14 protein-coding genes are annotated in these 16,756 nt (G+C 75.2%); 9 read left to right on the plus strand and 5 right to left on the minus strand.

The genetic code is table 11. The features are described from left to right. Positions 1-19 precede the first annotated feature (19 nt). The gene (locus OHA86_RS33135) at positions 20-502 is read right to left on the minus strand and encodes an isochorismatase family protein (protein ID WP_329182649.1); all 483 of its coding nucleotides are present in this window, start codon (positions 500-502) and stop codon (positions 20-22) included. Positions 503-828: 326 nt separating this feature from the next. Between OHA86_RS33135 and OHA86_RS33140 the strand changes: the two genes are divergently transcribed. Next, positions 829-1,068 (plus strand): DUF397 domain-containing protein, encoded by a 240-nt coding sequence (locus OHA86_RS33140; RefSeq protein WP_073496095.1) that lies wholly within the window; start codon positions 829-831, stop codon positions 1,066-1,068. A 75-nt stretch (positions 1,069-1,143) separates the two neighbouring features. On the opposite strand, the gene OHA86_RS33145 is transcribed toward OHA86_RS33140, so the two are convergent. Beyond that, the gene (locus OHA86_RS33145; RefSeq protein WP_329181315.1) at positions 1,144-1,854 is read right to left on the minus strand and encodes a maleylpyruvate isomerase family mycothiol-dependent enzyme; all 711 of its coding nucleotides are present in this window, start codon (positions 1,852-1,854) and stop codon (positions 1,144-1,146) included. Next, positions 1,845-2,498, minus strand: a complete 654-nt coding sequence (locus tag OHA86_RS33150; RefSeq protein WP_329181317.1) for a pyridoxine/pyridoxamine 5'-phosphate oxidase — start codon at positions 2,496-2,498, stop codon at positions 1,845-1,847. Before OHA86_RS33150 ends, OHA86_RS33145 begins: the two co-directional genes overlap by 10 nt. A gap of 49 nt (positions 2,499-2,547) precedes the next feature. Here OHA86_RS33150 and OHA86_RS33155 point away from each other — a divergent pair, with 49 nt between their 5' ends. The 3 genes from OHA86_RS33155 (at position 2,548) to OHA86_RS33165 (ending at position 6,788) form a co-directional block, all read left to right on the plus strand. Then, positions 2,548-3,186 carry an ABATE domain-containing protein gene (locus OHA86_RS33155; protein ID WP_329181319.1) on the plus strand — a complete coding sequence of 213 codons (639 nt, stop codon included), beginning with the start codon at positions 2,548-2,550 and terminating at the stop codon, positions 3,184-3,186. Between the two features lie 326 nt (positions 3,187-3,512). Then, the gene (locus OHA86_RS33160; RefSeq protein WP_329181321.1) at positions 3,513-6,206 is read left to right on the plus strand and encodes an ATP-binding protein; all 2,694 of its coding nucleotides are present in this window, start codon (positions 3,513-3,515) and stop codon (positions 6,204-6,206) included. 81 nt (positions 6,207-6,287) lie between these two features. Then, on the plus strand, positions 6,288-6,788 hold the full coding sequence (locus OHA86_RS33165) for a hypothetical protein (RefSeq protein WP_329181323.1): 501 nt from the start codon (positions 6,288-6,290) through the stop codon (positions 6,786-6,788). 24 nt (positions 6,789-6,812) lie between these two features. Here OHA86_RS33165 and OHA86_RS33170 read toward each other — a convergent pair whose 3' ends face one another. Continuing rightward, complete coding sequence (locus tag OHA86_RS33170; RefSeq protein ID WP_329181325.1) at positions 6,813-7,895, minus strand: aminoglycoside phosphotransferase family protein; 1,083 nt, start codon at positions 7,893-7,895, stop codon at positions 6,813-6,815. Positions 7,896-8,122: 227 nt separating this feature from the next. Here OHA86_RS33170 and OHA86_RS33175 point away from each other — a divergent pair, with 227 nt between their 5' ends. After that, the gene (locus tag OHA86_RS33175) at positions 8,123-9,601 is read left to right on the plus strand and encodes a DNA-binding protein NsdB (RefSeq protein WP_329181327.1); all 1,479 of its coding nucleotides are present in this window, start codon (positions 8,123-8,125) and stop codon (positions 9,599-9,601) included. A gap of 107 nt (positions 9,602-9,708) precedes the next feature. Here OHA86_RS33175 and OHA86_RS33180 read toward each other — a convergent pair whose 3' ends face one another. Beyond that, complete coding sequence (locus OHA86_RS33180; protein ID WP_329181329.1) at positions 9,709-11,181, minus strand: PP2C family protein-serine/threonine phosphatase; 1,473 nt, start codon at positions 11,179-11,181, stop codon at positions 9,709-9,711. A 440-nt stretch (positions 11,182-11,621) separates the two neighbouring features. Between OHA86_RS33180 and OHA86_RS33185 the strand changes: the two genes are divergently transcribed. From OHA86_RS33185 to OHA86_RS33200, 4 genes are all read left to right on the plus strand, one after another. Next, complete coding sequence (locus tag OHA86_RS33185) at positions 11,622-13,049, plus strand: HEAT repeat domain-containing protein (RefSeq protein WP_329181330.1); 1,428 nt, start codon at positions 11,622-11,624, stop codon at positions 13,047-13,049. A 182-nt stretch (positions 13,050-13,231) separates the two neighbouring features. Further along, positions 13,232-14,350: a glycosyltransferase family 4 protein gene (locus tag OHA86_RS33190; RefSeq protein ID WP_329181332.1), complete on the plus strand. Its 1,119-nt coding sequence runs from the start codon at positions 13,232-13,234 to the stop codon at positions 14,348-14,350. Beyond that, the gene (locus OHA86_RS33195; protein ID WP_329181334.1) at positions 14,347-15,492 is read left to right on the plus strand and encodes a glycosyltransferase; all 1,146 of its coding nucleotides are present in this window, start codon (positions 14,347-14,349) and stop codon (positions 15,490-15,492) included. The genes OHA86_RS33190 and OHA86_RS33195 overlap by 4 nt, the downstream gene beginning before the upstream one ends. A 275-nt stretch (positions 15,493-15,767) precedes the next feature. Beyond that, positions 15,768-16,550: a DUF6461 domain-containing protein gene (locus OHA86_RS33200; protein WP_329181335.1), complete on the plus strand. Its 783-nt coding sequence runs from the start codon at positions 15,768-15,770 to the stop codon at positions 16,548-16,550. The last annotated feature ends 206 nt before the right edge of the window (positions 16,551-16,756 follow it).

Below are 16,756 nucleotides of genomic sequence, written 5' to 3' on the forward strand. Positions count from 1 at the left end.
TCTGCCCACCTCCCGGGCCTCACACGGCGGCGAACTCGACCTCCGCCGCGGTCACCACGGTCCCGAACCGCGGGAAGTCCAAGGAGACCGCGGCCCGGTGCTCCGCCGCGGTCAGGCCCGACATGGCGTCCTCGGCGAAGACCAGCCGGTAGCCGAGGTCGGCGGCGGCCCGGGCGGTCGACTCCACGCCCAGGTTGGTGGCGACGCCGGCCATCACGAGGGTGTCGACGCCGAGCGCGCCCAGCCGCTCGTGCAGGTCCGTGCCGTGGAAGGCGCCGATGCTCCGCTTGACGACGACCAGGTCGCCGTCCTGCGCCACTCCCTCGGCCAGGCCGCTGCCGGCCGGCTGCTCGGCGGGCCCGGGGCGCTGCGCGCGCACGGCCACCACGGGGGCGCCCGCCTTGCGGAAGACGGCGGCCAGCTCCAGGGCGGCGGCGAGCACCGCGGGCCCGGGCAGCGGCGCGAGGGGTAAGGCCACGATGCGGTCCATGAGGTCGATCATCACCAGCGCGGTGCGCGACGGATCGAGGCCGGGGGCGAGCGGGGACTCGCGGGCGGGTCTGGCGTCCGCGGCGGATCCGGCGTACGGACCCGCGACAGGCCCGGCTCCCTGTGCGTGATCATGTGCGGTCATGAACGGACCCTACCCGCAGGATCAGGCCGTCCGCCGGGTGTTCACAAGGGTGCAGGCCCGCTCGCGAGCGGACACCCGGACCGGCCCAGGGTGATCATGTCCGGGCCCGTGGCGGGCGGCTTCCGTCATCTTGTGTCGGCGTGCGCCGCGGCCGATAGGCTGGACAGGAAGGACAACGCGGGAGGAGAGCGGACGTGGCGGAAAGCACCACAGGACAGCCGTTGGCCAGCGGGAAGAAGCCGCAACTCGATCTGACGGATGCGGAGTGGCTGTCCAGCAGCCAGGGCAGCGGGGATGTGCAGATCGCCTTCGTCGAGGGCTATATCGCGATGCGGGACGGGCGCCACCCCGACGGCCCGGCGCTGATCTTCACCCCCGCCGAATGGCGTGCCTTCGTTCTCGGCGCGCGGGACGGCGAGTTCGACCTCACCTGACGGTCGGCCCCGGGCGTACGACGCGGCATGGCCGTACGCCCGGCAGTCCGCACTCCGCCGGCGGGCGGGCCGGTTCTACGGCCAACTGCCCAGGCGCGGCAGCGGATCGCCGGTCAGCGGCTGCCGCGGCAGCCGGCCGGCCAGCCATGCCGCCAGATCGGTGAGCCTGCCCTCGACGGCCACCGGATCGCCGTCGCCGAGCCGCCAGGAGAGGTCCGCGTCCACCGCGGTCAGCGTCAGCGCGATCCCCTCCGGCACCCGTACGGACAGGAAGCCCACCAGGTGGGTACACAGTTGCGGCGGCCAGTCCTCGGGACCCGCGCCCAGCAGCGCGTCCGCGGTGTGGATCTCCAGCTCACGCCACCAGGCCAGCCCCGCGGTGCGCACCGTGCCGTCGCGATAGGTCACCGGGCGCTGCCAGTCGTCGGGCCCGACGCCGGCCCAGGACGCCTCGGCCTCGTCCAGAGCGTCCCCGACCGCCGTCGCCAACTGCGCCGCGCCGCGCCCGTGTCCGGCCTCGATCGCCGCGTCACGCGCGGGCCTGCCGCCGTCGTAGACCTCGATCAGCCGGCCGCGCAGCGCGTAGCGCGCCTGCCGGGCCAGGGCGAGGGCGACGCCCTCGACATGGGTGAGCACATGGCCGCGGGTCCAGCCCGGCAGCGCGCTCGGCGCCCGGACCGCGTCCTCGGTGAGCCCGGCGAGCAGTCCGCGCAGCTTCGCGTGACCGTCCGTCAGCGCGGCCCGCAGGTCGACGTCCTTCTGCTCCGCCTGTCCGATCACGGCCACAGCAGTCCCCGCTTCCATCCCTCGTCGGTGCGGGTGTAGTCGACCCGGGTGTGCCGGCGCTCCCGGTCGCCCTGCCAGAATTCCACGCTGTCCGGGCGCAGGGTGTAGAGCGTCCAGCCGGGCGCGACCAGGCCGGGGTCCTCGCCGATACGCCCGGCGGCCTCGCGTACGGCCGCGTCCCGGGTGGCCAGGTCGGGCAGCGGGGTGCTCTGCCGGCCCAGCAGCGCCTCGGCGCGGGCGCCGGGGGAGCGGGCCAGGAAGTCCGCGGCACCGGTGTCGGGTTCGCCGGCCGTGACCTGGCCGCGTACCCGGACCTGCCGGGCCAGCGCGGACCAGTAGAAGGTGAGCGCCGCGGCGGGGCACGCGGTCAGCTCACGGCCCTTGCGGCTGCCGGCGTCGGCGGCGAAGTGCCAGCCGTCGGGGGAGACGTCCTTGACGATGAGCACCCGGGCGGACGGGTTGCCGTCGGCGCCGACCGTGGACAGGGTCATGGCGTGCGGTTCGCGCACCCCGGCCCGGACCGCGGCGAGCAGCCAGTCGATGAACAGTTCCCGCGGGTCGGCCGGCAGCGCGTGGATGTCGAAGTCCGGCAGTTCGCCCGAGAACACGTCGAGTCCGCGCAGCAGTTCGCGGAGATCGGACACAGGCACCCCCCTCAGAATTAATGGTGTGCGGCGATGATAGCATTAGCTCATGCACGCTGATCATCTCGCGCTGGATCTCGCCGTGACGGTCCGGCACGACGGCCACGGCGGGGTCGCCGACGACCTGGCGGACCCGGCGGGGCTGACCCGCTGGGTCCGCGCGCGCGCCGACGCGCTGCGCGCCGACCTGGCCGCCGGGCCGTACGCCGCCGCGACCTTCACCGCCGACGACGCCGCGCTCGCCGCGGCCGTCGAGGTGCGCACCGCGGTCCGCGCGCTCTTCGCCCGCGCCGTCCTGCCGGGACTGCCCAGCTCCGCCGACGCCGACCGGCTGCCGCCCGCCCGGCAGGCCCTGGACCGGCTCAACGCGGCGGCGGCCCTGGTCCCGGTCACCCCGCGGCTGGACTGGCCGCAGGACGGCGCCGCCACCGCGACCCGTACGGTCGCCGGCGCGCCCGCCGCCGCCGACCTGGTCGCCGCCGCGCTCGCCCGGCACGCCATCGGCTTCCTCGCGAGCCCCGACCGGGACCGGCTGCGCGCCTGCCCCGCGCCGCGCTGTGTCCGCTACTTCGTCAAGGAGCACGCCCGCCAGGAGTGGTGCAAGCCCTCCTGCGGGAACCGCGCGCGGGTCGCCCGCCACCACGCCAGGCACCGCGCCGCCGCGGCCGACAGCGCCGATCCGGCGTGAGCACGGCTCCCGCCGGTCCGCGATACGCGCGGTAACAGGGGCGCATCCGGGGCGCACGGGGGAACAGTCGTGGCGCGTGACCGGTGCGCCCTGGCCGGAACGCGGACGGCGTGGCAGGCTCCCCCGGTGGCCGGCCGCACGGGCTGCCTCCCGCAGGCCGCCGCCCACAGCGCCGTGCCGGTCGCGTCCCCTGCCAGTGGCCGACCGGCGCGGCCGTTCATGCTTACACACCGCACCGGACGGCGTACGCTGTGAGGCCGTGGACGGGTGTCCGCGCGGCACGGCGTACGCCGTGCATGCGCCGTCCGGACGCCAGGGGGTGCACCATGCCGCAGCGCCAGACGCACCGTCGGCGCGCGCTGCTCGAACGCGAGGCGGAAATCGTCGCCGTCGACGAGGCGCTCAGCGAACTCAGCGGCCTGCGACCGGACGGCACCGAGCAGCCCGGTGCCGGTCGGCGCGGCGGCCTGCTCGCCTTCGCCGGATCCGCGGGCCTCGGCAAGACCACGCTGCTCGCCGAGGTGCGCAGACGCGCGGCCGAACACGGCTGCACCGTGCTGTCCGCACGCGGCGGCGACCAGGAGCAGCAGGTCGCCTTCCATGTGGCGCGGCAACTGCTGCAACCGCAGCTCGCGGGCGCCACCGCGGCCGACCTCCAGGCCACGCTGGGCAGTTGGTACGGCATCGTCGGCCCGGCGCTCGGCCTGTGCACGGCCGAGGGCGCCGCCCCGGACCCGCAGGGCCTGCGCGACGGGCTCGACTGGGTGCTCACCCACCTCGTCGTGCAGCGCGCACCGGTCGTCCTGGTCCTCGACGACGCCCACTGGGCCGACCCGCAGTCGCTCAACTGGCTGGCCGCCTTCGCCCCACGCGCCGACGACCTCGCGCTGCTCATCGTCGTCGCCTACCGGCCGGACGAACTCCCGGCAGGCGCCGAGGCCTTCCGCGGCCTGCCCGGCAGGGCGGGGCACCGCCCGATCGGCCTGGAACCCCTCACCGCGACCGCCATCGGCCGCCTGGTGCGCGACTCGGTCGGCGAGCACGCGGACGACGCCTTCTGCCGCGAGTGCTGGGCCGTCACCGCGGGCAATCCCTTCGAGGCCGTCGAGCTGACCGTCAAGGTGCTCGACCGCGGTCTCACCCCCGACGGCTCCAGCACCCACCTGCTGCGCGACCTCGTCGCCGCCGTCAAGGGCCACGGCCTGACCAGCAGGCTCGAACGCCTCGGCCCCTCCACGGTCCGGCTCGCCTGGGCCGCCGCCGTCCTGGGGACCGAGGTCCCGCCGGGACTCGCCGCCGACGTCGCGGGACTGGGCCGCGAGGAGGCCGCCGACTGCGCCGACCGGCTGCGCGAGGCCCGCATACTCACCGGCAGCCGCGCTCTGGAATTCGTCCACCCGCTGATCGCCACCGCCGTCTACCGCGCGATTCCCGACGCGGTACGGGTCGCCCTGCACGGCAAGGCCGCCTGGACCATCGTCGACGCCGGGCTCGGCCCCTCCGCCGCCGCCCGCCATCTGCTGGAGACCCACCCCGAGGAAGACCCGTGGGTGGTCGGCCAGCTGCGGGCCGCGGCCCGCGAGACCCTGCGGGCCGGTGCCCCCGAGACCGCCCGCACCTACCTCGGCCGGGCGCTGCGCGAACCCCCGCCCGACGAGGACAGGGCCGCGGTGCTCTACGAACTGGGCTGCTCCTCCCAGCTCCTCGAACCCTCCGTCACCGTCAACCACCTGCGGGCCGCGCTGGAGGAGCCGATCAGCGACCCCGCGCTGCGCGACGGCATCGTCTTCCGGCTGTCGCAGTCCCTGGCGCACAGCGACCGGCTCAGCGAGGCCGCCGAGGTGGTCGCGCACGCCGCGGGCACCGCCACCAGCGCCCGCACCCGGCTGCGGATGCAGGCCGAGCAGTTCATGTGGGACGCCTTCCGCGCCGACGAGTCCGACTCGCCCAGCCGCTCGCGCCGGCTGACCCGGCTCGCCGACCGGCTCACCGGCCGCGACCTCACCGAGCGGTACATCATCGGACTGCGCGCCTGGGACGCCAACCTGCGCGGTGAGCACACCTCCACCGTGCTGCGGCACGCCGACCGCGCGCTGGACGGCGGCCTGCCGTGGGCGAACGAGGGCTGGGGCTTCGAGGTGCCCGTGCTCGTCGCGATGACGTACATGTACGCCGACCGGCCCGAGCGCGCCGAGGAGCTGTTCGCCACCGGCATCGCCGACTTCGAACGCCACGGGTGGCGCGGCGCGCACCTGTCCTTCGGGCTGGTGCTGCTCGGCTACATCCGCTACCGGGGCGGCCGGCTCGCCGAGGCCGAGGAGCTGGCCCGCGACGGACTGCGGCTCGCCGACCGGGTCGGACGCGGCACCCCCGTGCAGTGGTATTCCGTCGCCGTCCTCATCGAGGTCCTGCTGGCCCGCGGCCGCGTCGCGCAGGCCACGGACCTCGCCGACGAGTACGCCTTCAGCGAGCCCTTCCCCGCCGCCGTCACCGTCCCCGACGCCCAGGCCGTGCACGGCGAACTGCTGCTCGCCCGCGGCCTGCACAAGGAGGCCGCCGCGGTGTTGGCCGCGGTCGGCCGCCGCCTCGACCCGCGCGGCATGCGCAACCCCGCCTGGTGCCCCTGGCAGCTGCACCTCGCGCTCGCCGAGTCCCACGAAGCGCCCGAACGCGCCCGGCACACCGCGCTCGACGCCGTCACCCGGGCGCGGCAGTACGGCGCCAGGTCGGCGATCGGCCATGCGCTGCTGGTCGCGGCCGAGGTCTCCGGCGGCCCCGAGCGGCTCAAGCTGCTCAGCGAGGCCGTCACCCATCTGGAGGACTCCCCGTCGGCCCACCGGCTCGGCTGCGCCCTGGTCGCGCACGGCGCCGCCCTGCGCGCGGCCGGCCGCCACGCGGAAGCCGCCGTCCGCCTCCGCCGCGGCCTTGACACCGCTCTGCGGTGCGGCGCCGACGGCACGGCCGATGAAGCCCGCGCCGAACTGGCCCTGATCAGCGCCCCGCCCCGCACGGCCGGCTGACGCCGCCCCGAGCGGCCCCCGCGGGACGCATCCGGTGGGCGGCGGGTCCCCGGCGCGCAGGCCACCCCTTACCATGGCGGCATGTCCTTCCTCCGCCGCCGCAGCGCAGCCACGCCCACCGGGCCGGACTTCGACGTCCTCGCGATGGACCCGGGGGACTGGCCGGGAGACCTCGGGGCCGGGCTGCTGCCGGGACCCGACGGGCGGTGCGAGGGGATCTATCTGCGCTACGACCTCTTCGGCGGGCGCGGTCCCGCGATGCTCATCGGCAATCTGCCGGAGGGGTCGCCCGCCCGTGAGCTGGAGGAGGGCCAGGTGCCCTTCGAGGTGGCGCAGCTGCTCGCGGCGCTCGGCAATGAGGAGCCCGCGGAGGTCACCGGGACCGAGGACACACCGGTGTGGCAGGGCGACGGCCTGCTGATCGTACGGCGGATCAAGATTTCCGAGTCGCGGGTCGCGTGTGCGCAGTTCGACCGCAGCGACGGTGTGCAGGTGACCATCGCCACCTGGGACCGGCCGATCACCGACGACCTCTACCAGCTGCTCAAGCCGCTGCCCGCGGCGATGTTCCAGGCCGGCTGAGCCCCCGCGCTCAGCCCACCGGGGTCAGCGGGTGCCGACCGCGGCGCGCACCGCCCTGCGGGCCAGCCCGCAGTCGTCGTGCAGCCGGCGCAGCAGCAGCCGCTGCTCCTCGCCGGTCTCGGCCGCGCCCGGCGCCGCCGGCGCGGTGGAGCGCATGGTGCGCTGGACGGCCGTCTCGTAGGTGCGGATCTCACGGGTCAGCACCAGCATCAGGTTGACCAGGAAGGCGTCCCGCGCGGCGGGGCCCGGGGCCTGCGCCTGCTGGCTGATCTGGCGGCGCGCCGCCTCGTCGTCGCCGAGCACGGACCACAGCACGGCCAGGTCGTAGCCGGGCAGATACCAGCCCGCGTGCTCCCAGTCGACGAGCGAGGGGCCGGCGGGCGAGACCAGCACATTGGACAGCCGGGCGTCGCCGTGGCAGAACTGCCCCTGGATGTGGGCCAGTCCGTGCAGCAGCTTCTGCAGGTCGCCCATGTCGCGGTCGGTGAGCAGGCCCAGCTCGTGGTAACGGCTGATCCTGGCCGGGTAGTCGATCGGCGCGTCGAACGAACCCGGCGGCGGGCGCCACGCGTTGATCCGCGAGTACGCCGACAGGGCGGCGCGCACGTCGCCGCGGGTCGGCGGGTGCGACGGGTGGCGCTGCGGCGAGACGACCCGGCCGGGCATCCGCTCCATCACCAGCACGCAGCTCTCCGGGTCGGCGGCGATCAGCCGCGGGACCCGCACCGGCGGCCGGTGCCGGACGAAGGTCCGGTAGGCCGCTATCTCGTGGCGGAAACGATCCGCCCACGTCGGCGCGTGGTCCAGCAGGCACTTCGCCACCGCGGGCGAGCGCCCCGAGGTGCCGATCAGCAGCGCGGTGCGGCCACCGCGGCGCAGCAGCTGCACGGGGTGGAACTCGGGACAGATCCGCTGCACCGCGGCGACGGCGGTGCGTAGCTGCGTCCCCTGCGGGCCGGTCAAGTCGAGTCTCCCGCTGAGCGGATGGGCGCCGCCGAGCGTCCCGCGCCGCAGGCCGGCGGGCGTTCGGGTTCTGACGGCGGACCCCGCGGCGACGGGGTAGGCGGGGCGGGGTGGGGCGGACACGGAGGCCGATGCCGAATACATGGGAAGAAGCAGATCCCTTCGCGTGCCTACGAGTTCAGGGGCGCCGACCCCGGCCTGGCGCCGCACCCTGGGGAATGCGGCGTCGGGGCGGGGTGGCGCGTTCCTACCTGACACCCGGCGGCCCGTGGCAGACCATCTGGCGAACCCTGGCGAACCCTGGCGAATACTCGCGGGGCGATTGCCGGGGGGAATAGTGTCAACAACGCCGAGGAACCTGGGGGCTTGACGTGGGCAATGGTGCCAACACCCGACTCGCGGACCTGTTCGGCCTCACCGGCTGGTCCAAGGGCGAACTCGCGCGGCTGGTCAACCGGCAGGCGGCGGCCATGGGCCACCCGCAGCTGGCGACCGACACGTCGCGGGTCCGCCGCTGGATCGACACCGGTGAATCGCCGCGCGAACCCGTGCCGAAAGTGTTGGCCACACTGTTCACCGAGCGTCTCGGCCGTGTCGTGACCATTGAGGATCTCGGGTTCGACCGGCGGCGGCAGACGGGGAAGAAACAGACCGGAGACGGCCTCCCGTGGCCACCGGAAAGAACAGCCGCGGTCCTCACCGAATTCACGGGAATGGACCTCATGTTCAACCGACGCGGTCTGGTGGGCGCGGGCGCCGCGCTCGCCTCCGGCACCGTAATCAGCAATGCCATGTACGACTGGCTGCACTCCGACCCCGCCCTCGCGGCGGACGCACCGCGTATCGATGATCCGCTGCATGCTGAGCAGGCCGACTACGACCGTTACGAGGTGGCGCCGGTCGGCTCCCAGGAGATCGAGTCCCTCGAATACTCGGTCGAGATCTTCCGCGCCTGGGACGCCGCCCGCGGCGGCGGACTCCAGCGCAAGGCGGTGGTCGGCCAGCTCAACGAGGTGGGCGGCATGCTCTCCTACCGGCATCCGGTGCAACTGCAGCGCCGGCTGTGGGGGGTGGCGGCGAATCTGGCGGTCCTGGCCGGCTGGATGTCGCACGACATCGGGCTCGAACCCACCGCGCAGAAGTATTTCCTGATCGCCGCGCACGCCGCCCGCGAAGGCGGCGACCGGCCGCGCGCCGGTGAGGCGCTGTCCCGGGCCGCCCGGCAGATGGTGCACCTCGGGCAGCCGGAACAGGCGATCGACCTGATGCAGCTCGCCAAGTCCGGTTCGGGCGACCAGGCCCAGCCCCGTACCCGCGCGATGCTGCACAGCATCGAGGCGTGGGCGCAGGCGTCCATGGGACAGGGCCAGGCGATGCGGCGCACCCTCGGCGAGGCCGAGGAGCTGTTCGGGTCGGACAAGGGCGATGTGGCCCCGCCGAGCTGGATGCAGAATTTCGACGAGGCCGATCTGCACGGCATGCAGGCGCTCGCCTACCGCACGCTGGCCGAGCACGATCCGTCGGCCGCCGTGCAGGCGCAGGAGCACGCCAAGCAGGCGATCAGCCTGCGCAACGCCGGCCACGAGCGGTCGACGATCTTCGACTACCTGACGCTGGCGTCGGCCTGCTTCATCGCCGACGACCCCGAACAGGCCGACACCTACGCCCGGATGGCGCTGCTGACGATCGGCCAGACCTCCTCGCACCGCACCTGGGACCGGCTGCGCGAGATGTACCGCCTCACGGGGCGCTACGCCGGCTACAGCCGGGTCCAGGACCTGCGGCGCGAGATCGAGGCGGCGATGCCGCCGCGGAAGAAGGGCGGCGGCATCCGCTACCGGGAGGTCTGAGCGGCACCCGTCGCCGCACCCGCGGCATATCACCGGCCCGGCACCGAACGGGTCGGACAGCAGCTCCTGCGACCGGACCCGCCCGAAGTCCGCGGCGGAGCCGGCGGTCAGACGATCCTGGCGATCAGCACACAGGCGTCGTCCTCGCGGTCCGGGGTGCCGAACTCCTCCGCCACCAGCCGTACGCAGTCCTGCGCGGTCCTGGCGGCGGCGAAGAGCGGGGCCATCGCCAGCAGCCGGTGCCCGCCCCGGTCGGTGTCCGGCGGGCCGGTGACCGGGCTGTCCACAAGGGTGCGCCGCGGCAGCAGGCCGTCGGTGTGCAGCACCAGCAGGTCGCCGGAGGCCAGCTGCTCGTGCGCCTGGGCGTATTGCGCGCCCGAGGTGGCGCCGAGCAGGACGCCGTCCGGCGGATCGAGGGACCGCCCTGCCCCGTTGCGGAACAGCAGCGGGGCGGGGTGGCCCGCCTGCGACCACTCCAGCACCCGGGTGGCCGGATCGTAACGGCAGCACAGGGCGCTGCCGAGGGCGGGCTGCGGCGAGGTGTCGAGCAGTTCGTTGAGCCAGCCCATCAGCGGGCCCGGCTGCAGGCCGGCGACGGCCATCCCGCGCAGGGCGCCGAGCAGCATCGCCATGCCGGACGTGGCGGTCACCCCGTGTCCGGTGAGATCGCCCACCGTCAGTAAGGAGGCGCCGTCCGGCAGCTGCATCGCGTCGTACCAGTCGCCGCCGATCAGGGCGCTGGTCGCGGACGGCAGATAGTGCGCGGCCAGGTCCATGGTGGTGGGCCCGCCGTCCTGCGGGAAGCGCTGGGCGCCCCGCCACGGGGGCAGCACGGCCTCCTGGAGCTCGACCGCCATCCGCCGCTCGGTCTGCGCGATCTGCCGCTGGCGCTGCAGCGACTCCCGGGTCTCCCGCAGGGTCCGCTGGCTGCGGCGCAGGTCGCTGACGTCCCGCAGCACCGCCCACATCGACTCGGTGCCGCCGTCGGCGCCGAGCACCGGCTCGGCCACCATGTGCACGGTGCGCACCGAGCCGTCCGCGCGCACGATACGGAACTCGCCGTCGATCGGCCGCCCGTCCACCAGGCAGCCGGTCACCATCTCGGTGAGCACCGACTGGTCCTCGGCGAACAGCCAGGACGGCAGCTCGTCCAGGGTGAGCGGGCCGTCCTCGGGGGCGCGGCCGAAGATCCGGTACAGCTCGTCCGACCACTGCGCGGCGTCGGTGAGCAGATCCCACTGCGCGCTGCCGGCCCGGCCGAGCGCGCCCACCACGGCCGCGTCGGGTCCGCCGGGCTGCAGCGGCGCATCGAGCAGCAGCAGCCGGTCAGCAGGCAGGTCCTCCGGGTCCAGGCCGTCCCTGAGCTGCCCGAGGTGGGCGCCGAGGTCGTCGAGCTGGTGCACGGCGAGGTCGCACAGCGCGCGCTGCCAGCGCAGCCGCGGATCCTCGGCGGCGTCGCTGTCCCCCAGCACCGCGTCGACCCGTGTCCTGAGCCGGCGTGCCTGGGAGATCAGCGCGTCCACCGCACCGGGATCCGGGGTTTGCGCGGCGGTGTGATCCGCGTGCGTTGGGGACGGCATGACGCTCTCCGAACGTGTCTGCTGGCAGGCGCTCTACGGCCGTGGCGGACGGAAGGGGCCGGTAACGACTGTTGCACAGGGAGCGATGGGGCGTAAGGGTTTCCGTGATACCCGATCTGGTGGTGCTTGGGACATATGCCAAATGCCCAGTGGGTTTCCGGCCACGGCGTGGCCGCCGTACGGCGGCCACGCCGGACGCCCGCCGGCCGTCCGGCCGCCGCTGCCCGGCCGCCCGCCCGGCGCCCGGGAGCCGTCATGCCCCGCTTTGCGGCACGCCCGGAAGCGACATCCCGCCCCCGAGTCGGTAGGCTGCCGCCGCCCGTCCCCACGGGGTCCACTCCTGCCGCCCGGCATGAAATGCCCGGTGGCCGGTAAGGATGCCGGGCATCAGCAGCGGAAATCCCGTTGCCATGGAACCCCCCGCACCGGATGCTGACCTCATGTTCGACCCAGACATAGCGCCCAGCGGCACCCTTCTCGGCCTCCTCCAGCGGGGGCGCGGAGACGGTCCCCTGCACGCCCTCGCGGCGCCGCGGGCCGACGCACTCGCCGCCCTGGAGCACTGCGTGCTGCGCGACCCCCGGCTCGACTGGCGGGTCGAGTCGCGCTCCCTCTATTACGCGCGGCTCTATTCCGACCTGGAAGGCCCGCTCGACGGGATCGAACAGCACCTCTTCCACCCCGACGACCTGATCGTCCCCGACGAGCACCGCTGCGGCCTGGCCCTGTCCGTACTGGGCCACCTGGCCGGTTACGGCCGCCGGGACGCGCTGCGCCTGCTGCGGCGCTACGCCGCCACCGGCGGCTGCTGGGAGTGGGCGCTCGACGAGCTGGCCATACGCGACGGCGAAGCCGGACTGCGCAGGCTCGGCCCCGCCGTGGTCGGCCGCTTCCCGCGGACCCCCGACGGCGACGCCGCCCTGGCCCGTGCCGTCCGCGAGGCGTACGAACCGCGGCCCTGGCAGCTGTGGGCCGAGGACACCGCGCAGCCCGCCACCGCGGAACGGGTCAGGAAGGCCGCGGAGCAGGTCAGCTTCGACCGCTGGCAGCGCCAAATGCGGTCGGCAGGCCCCACCCCCGGCTGGAGCGTCGCCGCCGTCCTCGACTGGGCGGAACAGGGCCTCGACGCCCACCCCGTCGTCGAGCGCGATCAGCCCGCCGCCCGCTGCCTGGCCGCCGTCGCGGGGGCCGAGGACCGCCCCGCGCTGCTGGCCGCCGCCCAGCGCGGCCCGTCCGCCGCCCGCGCCGCCGCCCTGCGCCACCTCGGCGACCGCCGCGACCCGCGGTGCCTCGACCTGATCGAGGCCGCCGCCGAGGCCGTCGAGGAGCGCGTCGTACGCGCCGCCGTCGAATCCTTCGAGCGGATGCGCGACGACGCCGCCCTGGTGCGCGCCCGCCACTGGGCCGTACGCACCGACCCGCTCGGCGGCGCCGCCGCCCGGATGCTCGCCCGCCGCGGCGGCCCCGCGGACGCCGACCTCGTACTCGCCGCGCTGCGCCGCACCGTGCAGGCGGGCGGCGCCGACGCCGAAGGGCTCGACGCGCTCGTGGAGGGCGTCGGCCGGCTCGCCGCCTGCCGCGCCGCGCCCCTGCTGCGGCACCTCTACCGCGAGACGTCCTCCTCGCAGCTGCGCGGCACGGCCGCCCGCGCCCTGGCGCTCGCCGACCCGGGCTTCGCGGCCGGCTTCGCCGTCGAGTGCCTGTGGGACTGCGAGGAGGCCACCAGGGAACTGGCCGCGCACCGCGCCACCTCCGGCGACGTCCGCGTCCTGACCCAGTTGCGCCGCCTGGCCGCCGATCCCGCGGAGGAGGCCGAGGTCCAGACCGCCGTCCGCGGCCGTCTCAGCTCCGGCGGCGCCTCCCGCTGACACCGCGGGGCCGCCGACCCGCCTCCCGCCGCCGGGCACCCGGCCCGGCGGGGCGGATGGGGGCATTGCGTCGTGGATGTCCAGGCCGCGGCACATGGCCGCGGCCCAACGCTCACGGGGCGTTCCCCTTCGGGAAAGATCCTCGTGGCCCTGACAACGTCCGGTACGGCGACAACGTCGGTATGAGAGTCGCCATCGTCACCGAGTCCTTCCCGCCCGACGTCAACGGAGTGGCCCACTGCGCGCTGCGCACGGCCGAACACCTCGCCCGCCGCGGCCACGAGCCGCTGGTCGTCGCGCCCGCGGGACCGCACGACCAGGAGGCCGACGACCCCTGCCCCGTCGTCCGCGTCCCCTCACTGCCGCTGCCCGGCTACCCGCAGGTGCGCGTCGCGCTGCCGGGCCGGCGCACCGCCGCCGCCATCACCGCGCACCGGGCCGACCTCGTCCACCTGGCCAGCCCCTTCGTCCTGGGCGTACGCGGCCTGGCCGCCGCCACCCGGCTGCGGATACCGGCGGTCGCGGTCTACCAGACCGACCTGGCCGGCTACGCCAGGACCTATCTGAACGCCGGCGAGTCCGCCGCCTGGCGCCGTATCCGCGCCGTGCACACCGCCGCCGCCCGCACCCTCGCGCCCTCCACCGCCTCGGTCGCCGCGCTCACCGGCCAGGGCGTGCCCCGGGTCCACCTGTGGCCGCGCGGCGTCGACTCGGCCCGCTTCCACCCCGGGCACCGCGACGGGGCACTGCGCCGCGAACTCGCCCCGCGCGGCGAGCTGATCGTCGGCTACGTCGGCCGGCTCGCCGCGGAGAAGCACATCGAACTGCTGGCCGGCACCAGCGAACTGCCCGGCGTCCAGGTCGTCGTGGTCGGCGACGGACCCAGCGCGCACGGCCTGCGCCAGGCGCTGCCGCGCGCTGTCTTCCTCGGACGCAGAACCGGGGGCGACCTCGCCCGCATCTACGCCTCGCTCGACGTCTTCTGCCACACCGGCCCCTTCGAGACCTTCTGCCAGACCGTCCAGGAGGCCATGGCCAGCGGTGTCCCGGTGGTCGCCCCCGCCGCGGGCGGCCCGCTCGACCTGGTCGGCCACGGCAGGACCGGCCTGCTCGTGCCGCCCGGCGACGACCTCGCCCTGCGCACCGCCGTGCGGCTGCTGCACGCCGAGCCGCGGCTGCGCGTCCGCTATGGCAGGGCCGCGCGCGAGGCCGTCGCCGAACGCAGCTGGGAAGCCGTCGGCGACCAGCTCCTCGGCCACTACGCGCAGGTGCTCGGCGAGCGGGCGGCGGCCGCCGCATGACCGCCGCCGGCCTGCGCATCGTCCGGGTGGCGAATTTCGTCACCCCCGTGTCCGGCGGCCTGCGCACCGCGCTGCGCCACCTCGGCGAGGGGTACGCGGCGGCAGGCCACGAGCCCGTGCTCGTCGTCCCCGGACCCGAGGCGTCCGACGAGCACACCCCACAGGGCCGGGTCATCACCCTGCCGGGACCCGAGATCCCCGGCACCGGCGGCTACCGCGTACTGGCCCGCCGCGCGCCCGTCGCCGCGCTGCTCGAACAGCTCGCGCCCGACCGGCTCGAAGTGTCCGACCGCACCACGCTGCGCTGGACCGGCGAGTGGGCCAGACGCCACCGGGTGCCCGCGGTCATGGTCTCCCACGAGAGCGCCGACGGCGTCCTCGGCACGTGGGGCCTGTCGGCCGGGACCGCCCGCCGCGCCGCCGACGCCCTCAACCGGCGCACCGCGTACGCCTACACCCGGGTGGTGTGCACCACGGCCTGGGCGGCGGCCGAATTCGAACGGATCGGGGCACGCAATGTCGTACGCGCCCCGCTCGGCGTCGACCTCGCCGGGCTGCACCCCGGCCACCACGACCCCGCACTGCGGGAACGGTACGGCCACGGCGCCGCCGTACTGCTCGTGCTGTGCTCCCGGCTCAGCCCGGAGAAGCGGCCGGACGACGCGCTCGCCGCGCTGGCGCGGCTGCGGCGGGCCGGGGTGGACGCCGCGCTGGTCGTCGCGGGTGACGGGCCGCTGCGCAGCCGGCTCACCACCCGTGCCCGGGCAAGCCGGCTGCCGGTGACCTTCCTCGGCCACGTCGGGCGGCGCGACGACCTCGCGGCGATCCTCGCGACCGCCGACGTGGCGCTCGCCCCCGGGCCCGTGGAGACCTTCGGGCTGGCCGCCCTCGAAGCGCTGGCCTGCGGCACGCCGGTGGTGGCCAGCGCGCGGTCCGCGCTGCCCGCACTCATCGGCCCGGCCGGCGCGGCGGCCGGCACCCCCGCGGAGTACGCCGACGCGGTCCGCCGCCTCCTTGCGGTGCCCGCGGCCGTACGCCGCGAGCGCGCCAGGCGGCGGGCCGAGCTGTACACCTGGCCGGCCGCGGTGGCCGCCTTCCTCGACGCCCACCGTGCCGCGACGCGGGCCGCCGCCTCCCGATGACCCCGTGTCCTGTGGGGGTGCCCGCCGGTTTCCATGCGACGGTCCGTCGTGGCTGGTCGCGCAGTCGCCCCTGGGGTGGTGCTGCTCGTCTCCATGCGACGGTTGCGTTGTGGTTGCGCGCGCCGTTCCTCGCGCCCCTGGCGGTTGCCCTCTGCGGCAGAGGAGGCGAGCCCCGGCAGCCGACGTGCACGCGGTGTCGGGCGGTTTAGAGGTCGGTGCCGCGGGCGGCGGCGGGGCGTGACGCGCTGTCAGCGGCGGCGGGCAGACTGGGGCACATGACTTCGGTGACCGCGGACGACTACGCCTGGATACGCTCCTCCCGGCTGTTCGGCAACGCGCTGGACTGCGGGTACAGCATGGCCCTGGTCCGGGGCGTGCCTCCGGAGGAGGTGCTGCGGGCCATGGGCGCGGAGCCGCGGGGCACGTGTGCGGGGGCCGAGGAGCTGACCGAGCTCCAGGACGAGCTGTGCGACCCGACGGACTACTCGGACGACTCCTTCCTTGCGGGCGCCTTCACCGTGCCGGGGGAGGACGGCGACTGGACGCTCGTCTGGGAGATCGCACGGGGCGGCACGGGCATCCGGCCGCGCTTCATGGAGGCATTCTCGGCGGGAGGCCGGGCCGTGACGCACTTCAGCAACGGTGGCAAGCCGCTGGCCGGCTTCTCCTGGTACGAGGACGGGGAGCTGCGGACCACCTTCGACGGCCCCGCCTTCAGGGACGGCAGCACCCCCGACGCCCTCCTCCCGATGATGCGCGAGGCCGGCTGCGACCTCTCGGACGTCGAGGACAGCACGAGCGACCCCCTCGACGACAAGGCGGCGGTCCTCGCGCTGACCGAGCGGTTCACCGGGGTCCGGCTGACGGAGGAGGTACTCAGGGACGCGCACTACCGGGTCGGGCTCGTCCCTGAGGAGCCCGCCGAGGAGTGGACCGCTGCCGTCGTCGACATCACCGACGCCCACGGTGAGCGCTTCTACCGCAAGGTCACCCGTGCCCAGGTCGAGGAAGCCACGCCCCGCGCCCGCGCCGGCCGACCGAGGATCGATCCCCTCTAGGACATGGTCGAAGGGCGGACCTACCGGTGTTCGGCTCGGGAAGTCCGGTCCGCAATGGTCGCGAGCGACCATGAGGGCGCCGCAGGCAAGCAGCGCACCCGCAAGGGGCAGTCACCCGGAAGCGCGGGCAACCGGCCGCGGACCGGACCAGGCGAACGCCACCGCGAGGGGCAACCCCCCTCACGGGCGCGGGCCATGACGTGCCG

The organism is Streptomyces sp. NBC_01477, from assembly GCF_036227245.1.
Classification (GTDB): Bacteria; Actinomycetota; Actinomycetes; order Streptomycetales; family Streptomycetaceae; genus Actinacidiphila.

Excerpts from the sequence above, each read along its gene's own strand:
- OHA86_RS33135 (WP_329182649.1), bottom strand. The coding sequence starts at position 502 with ATGATCGACCTCATGGACCGCATCGTGGCCTTACCCCTCGCGCCGCTG.
- OHA86_RS33155 (WP_329181319.1), top strand. The coding sequence starts at position 2,548 with ATGCACGCTGATCATCTCGCGCTGGATCTCGCCGTGACGGTCCGGCAC.
- OHA86_RS33160 (WP_329181321.1), top strand. The coding sequence starts at position 3,513 with ATGCCGCAGCGCCAGACGCACCGTCGGCGCGCGCTGCTCGAACGCGAG.
- OHA86_RS33165 (WP_329181323.1), top strand. The coding sequence starts at position 6,288 with ATGTCCTTCCTCCGCCGCCGCAGCGCAGCCACGCCCACCGGGCCGGAC.
- OHA86_RS33170 (WP_329181325.1), bottom strand. The coding sequence starts at position 7,895 with ATGTATTCGGCATCGGCCTCCGTGTCCGCCCCACCCCGCCCCGCCTAC.
- OHA86_RS33180 (WP_329181329.1), bottom strand. The coding sequence starts at position 11,181 with ATGCCGTCCCCAACGCACGCGGATCACACCGCCGCGCAAACCCCGGAT.
- OHA86_RS33185 (WP_329181330.1), top strand. The coding sequence starts at position 11,622 with ATGTTCGACCCAGACATAGCGCCCAGCGGCACCCTTCTCGGCCTCCTC.
- OHA86_RS33190 (WP_329181332.1), top strand. The coding sequence starts at position 13,232 with ATGAGAGTCGCCATCGTCACCGAGTCCTTCCCGCCCGACGTCAACGGA.
- OHA86_RS33195 (WP_329181334.1), top strand. The coding sequence starts at position 14,347 with ATGACCGCCGCCGGCCTGCGCATCGTCCGGGTGGCGAATTTCGTCACC.
- OHA86_RS33200 (WP_329181335.1), top strand. The coding sequence starts at position 15,768 with ATGACTTCGGTGACCGCGGACGACTACGCCTGGATACGCTCCTCCCGG.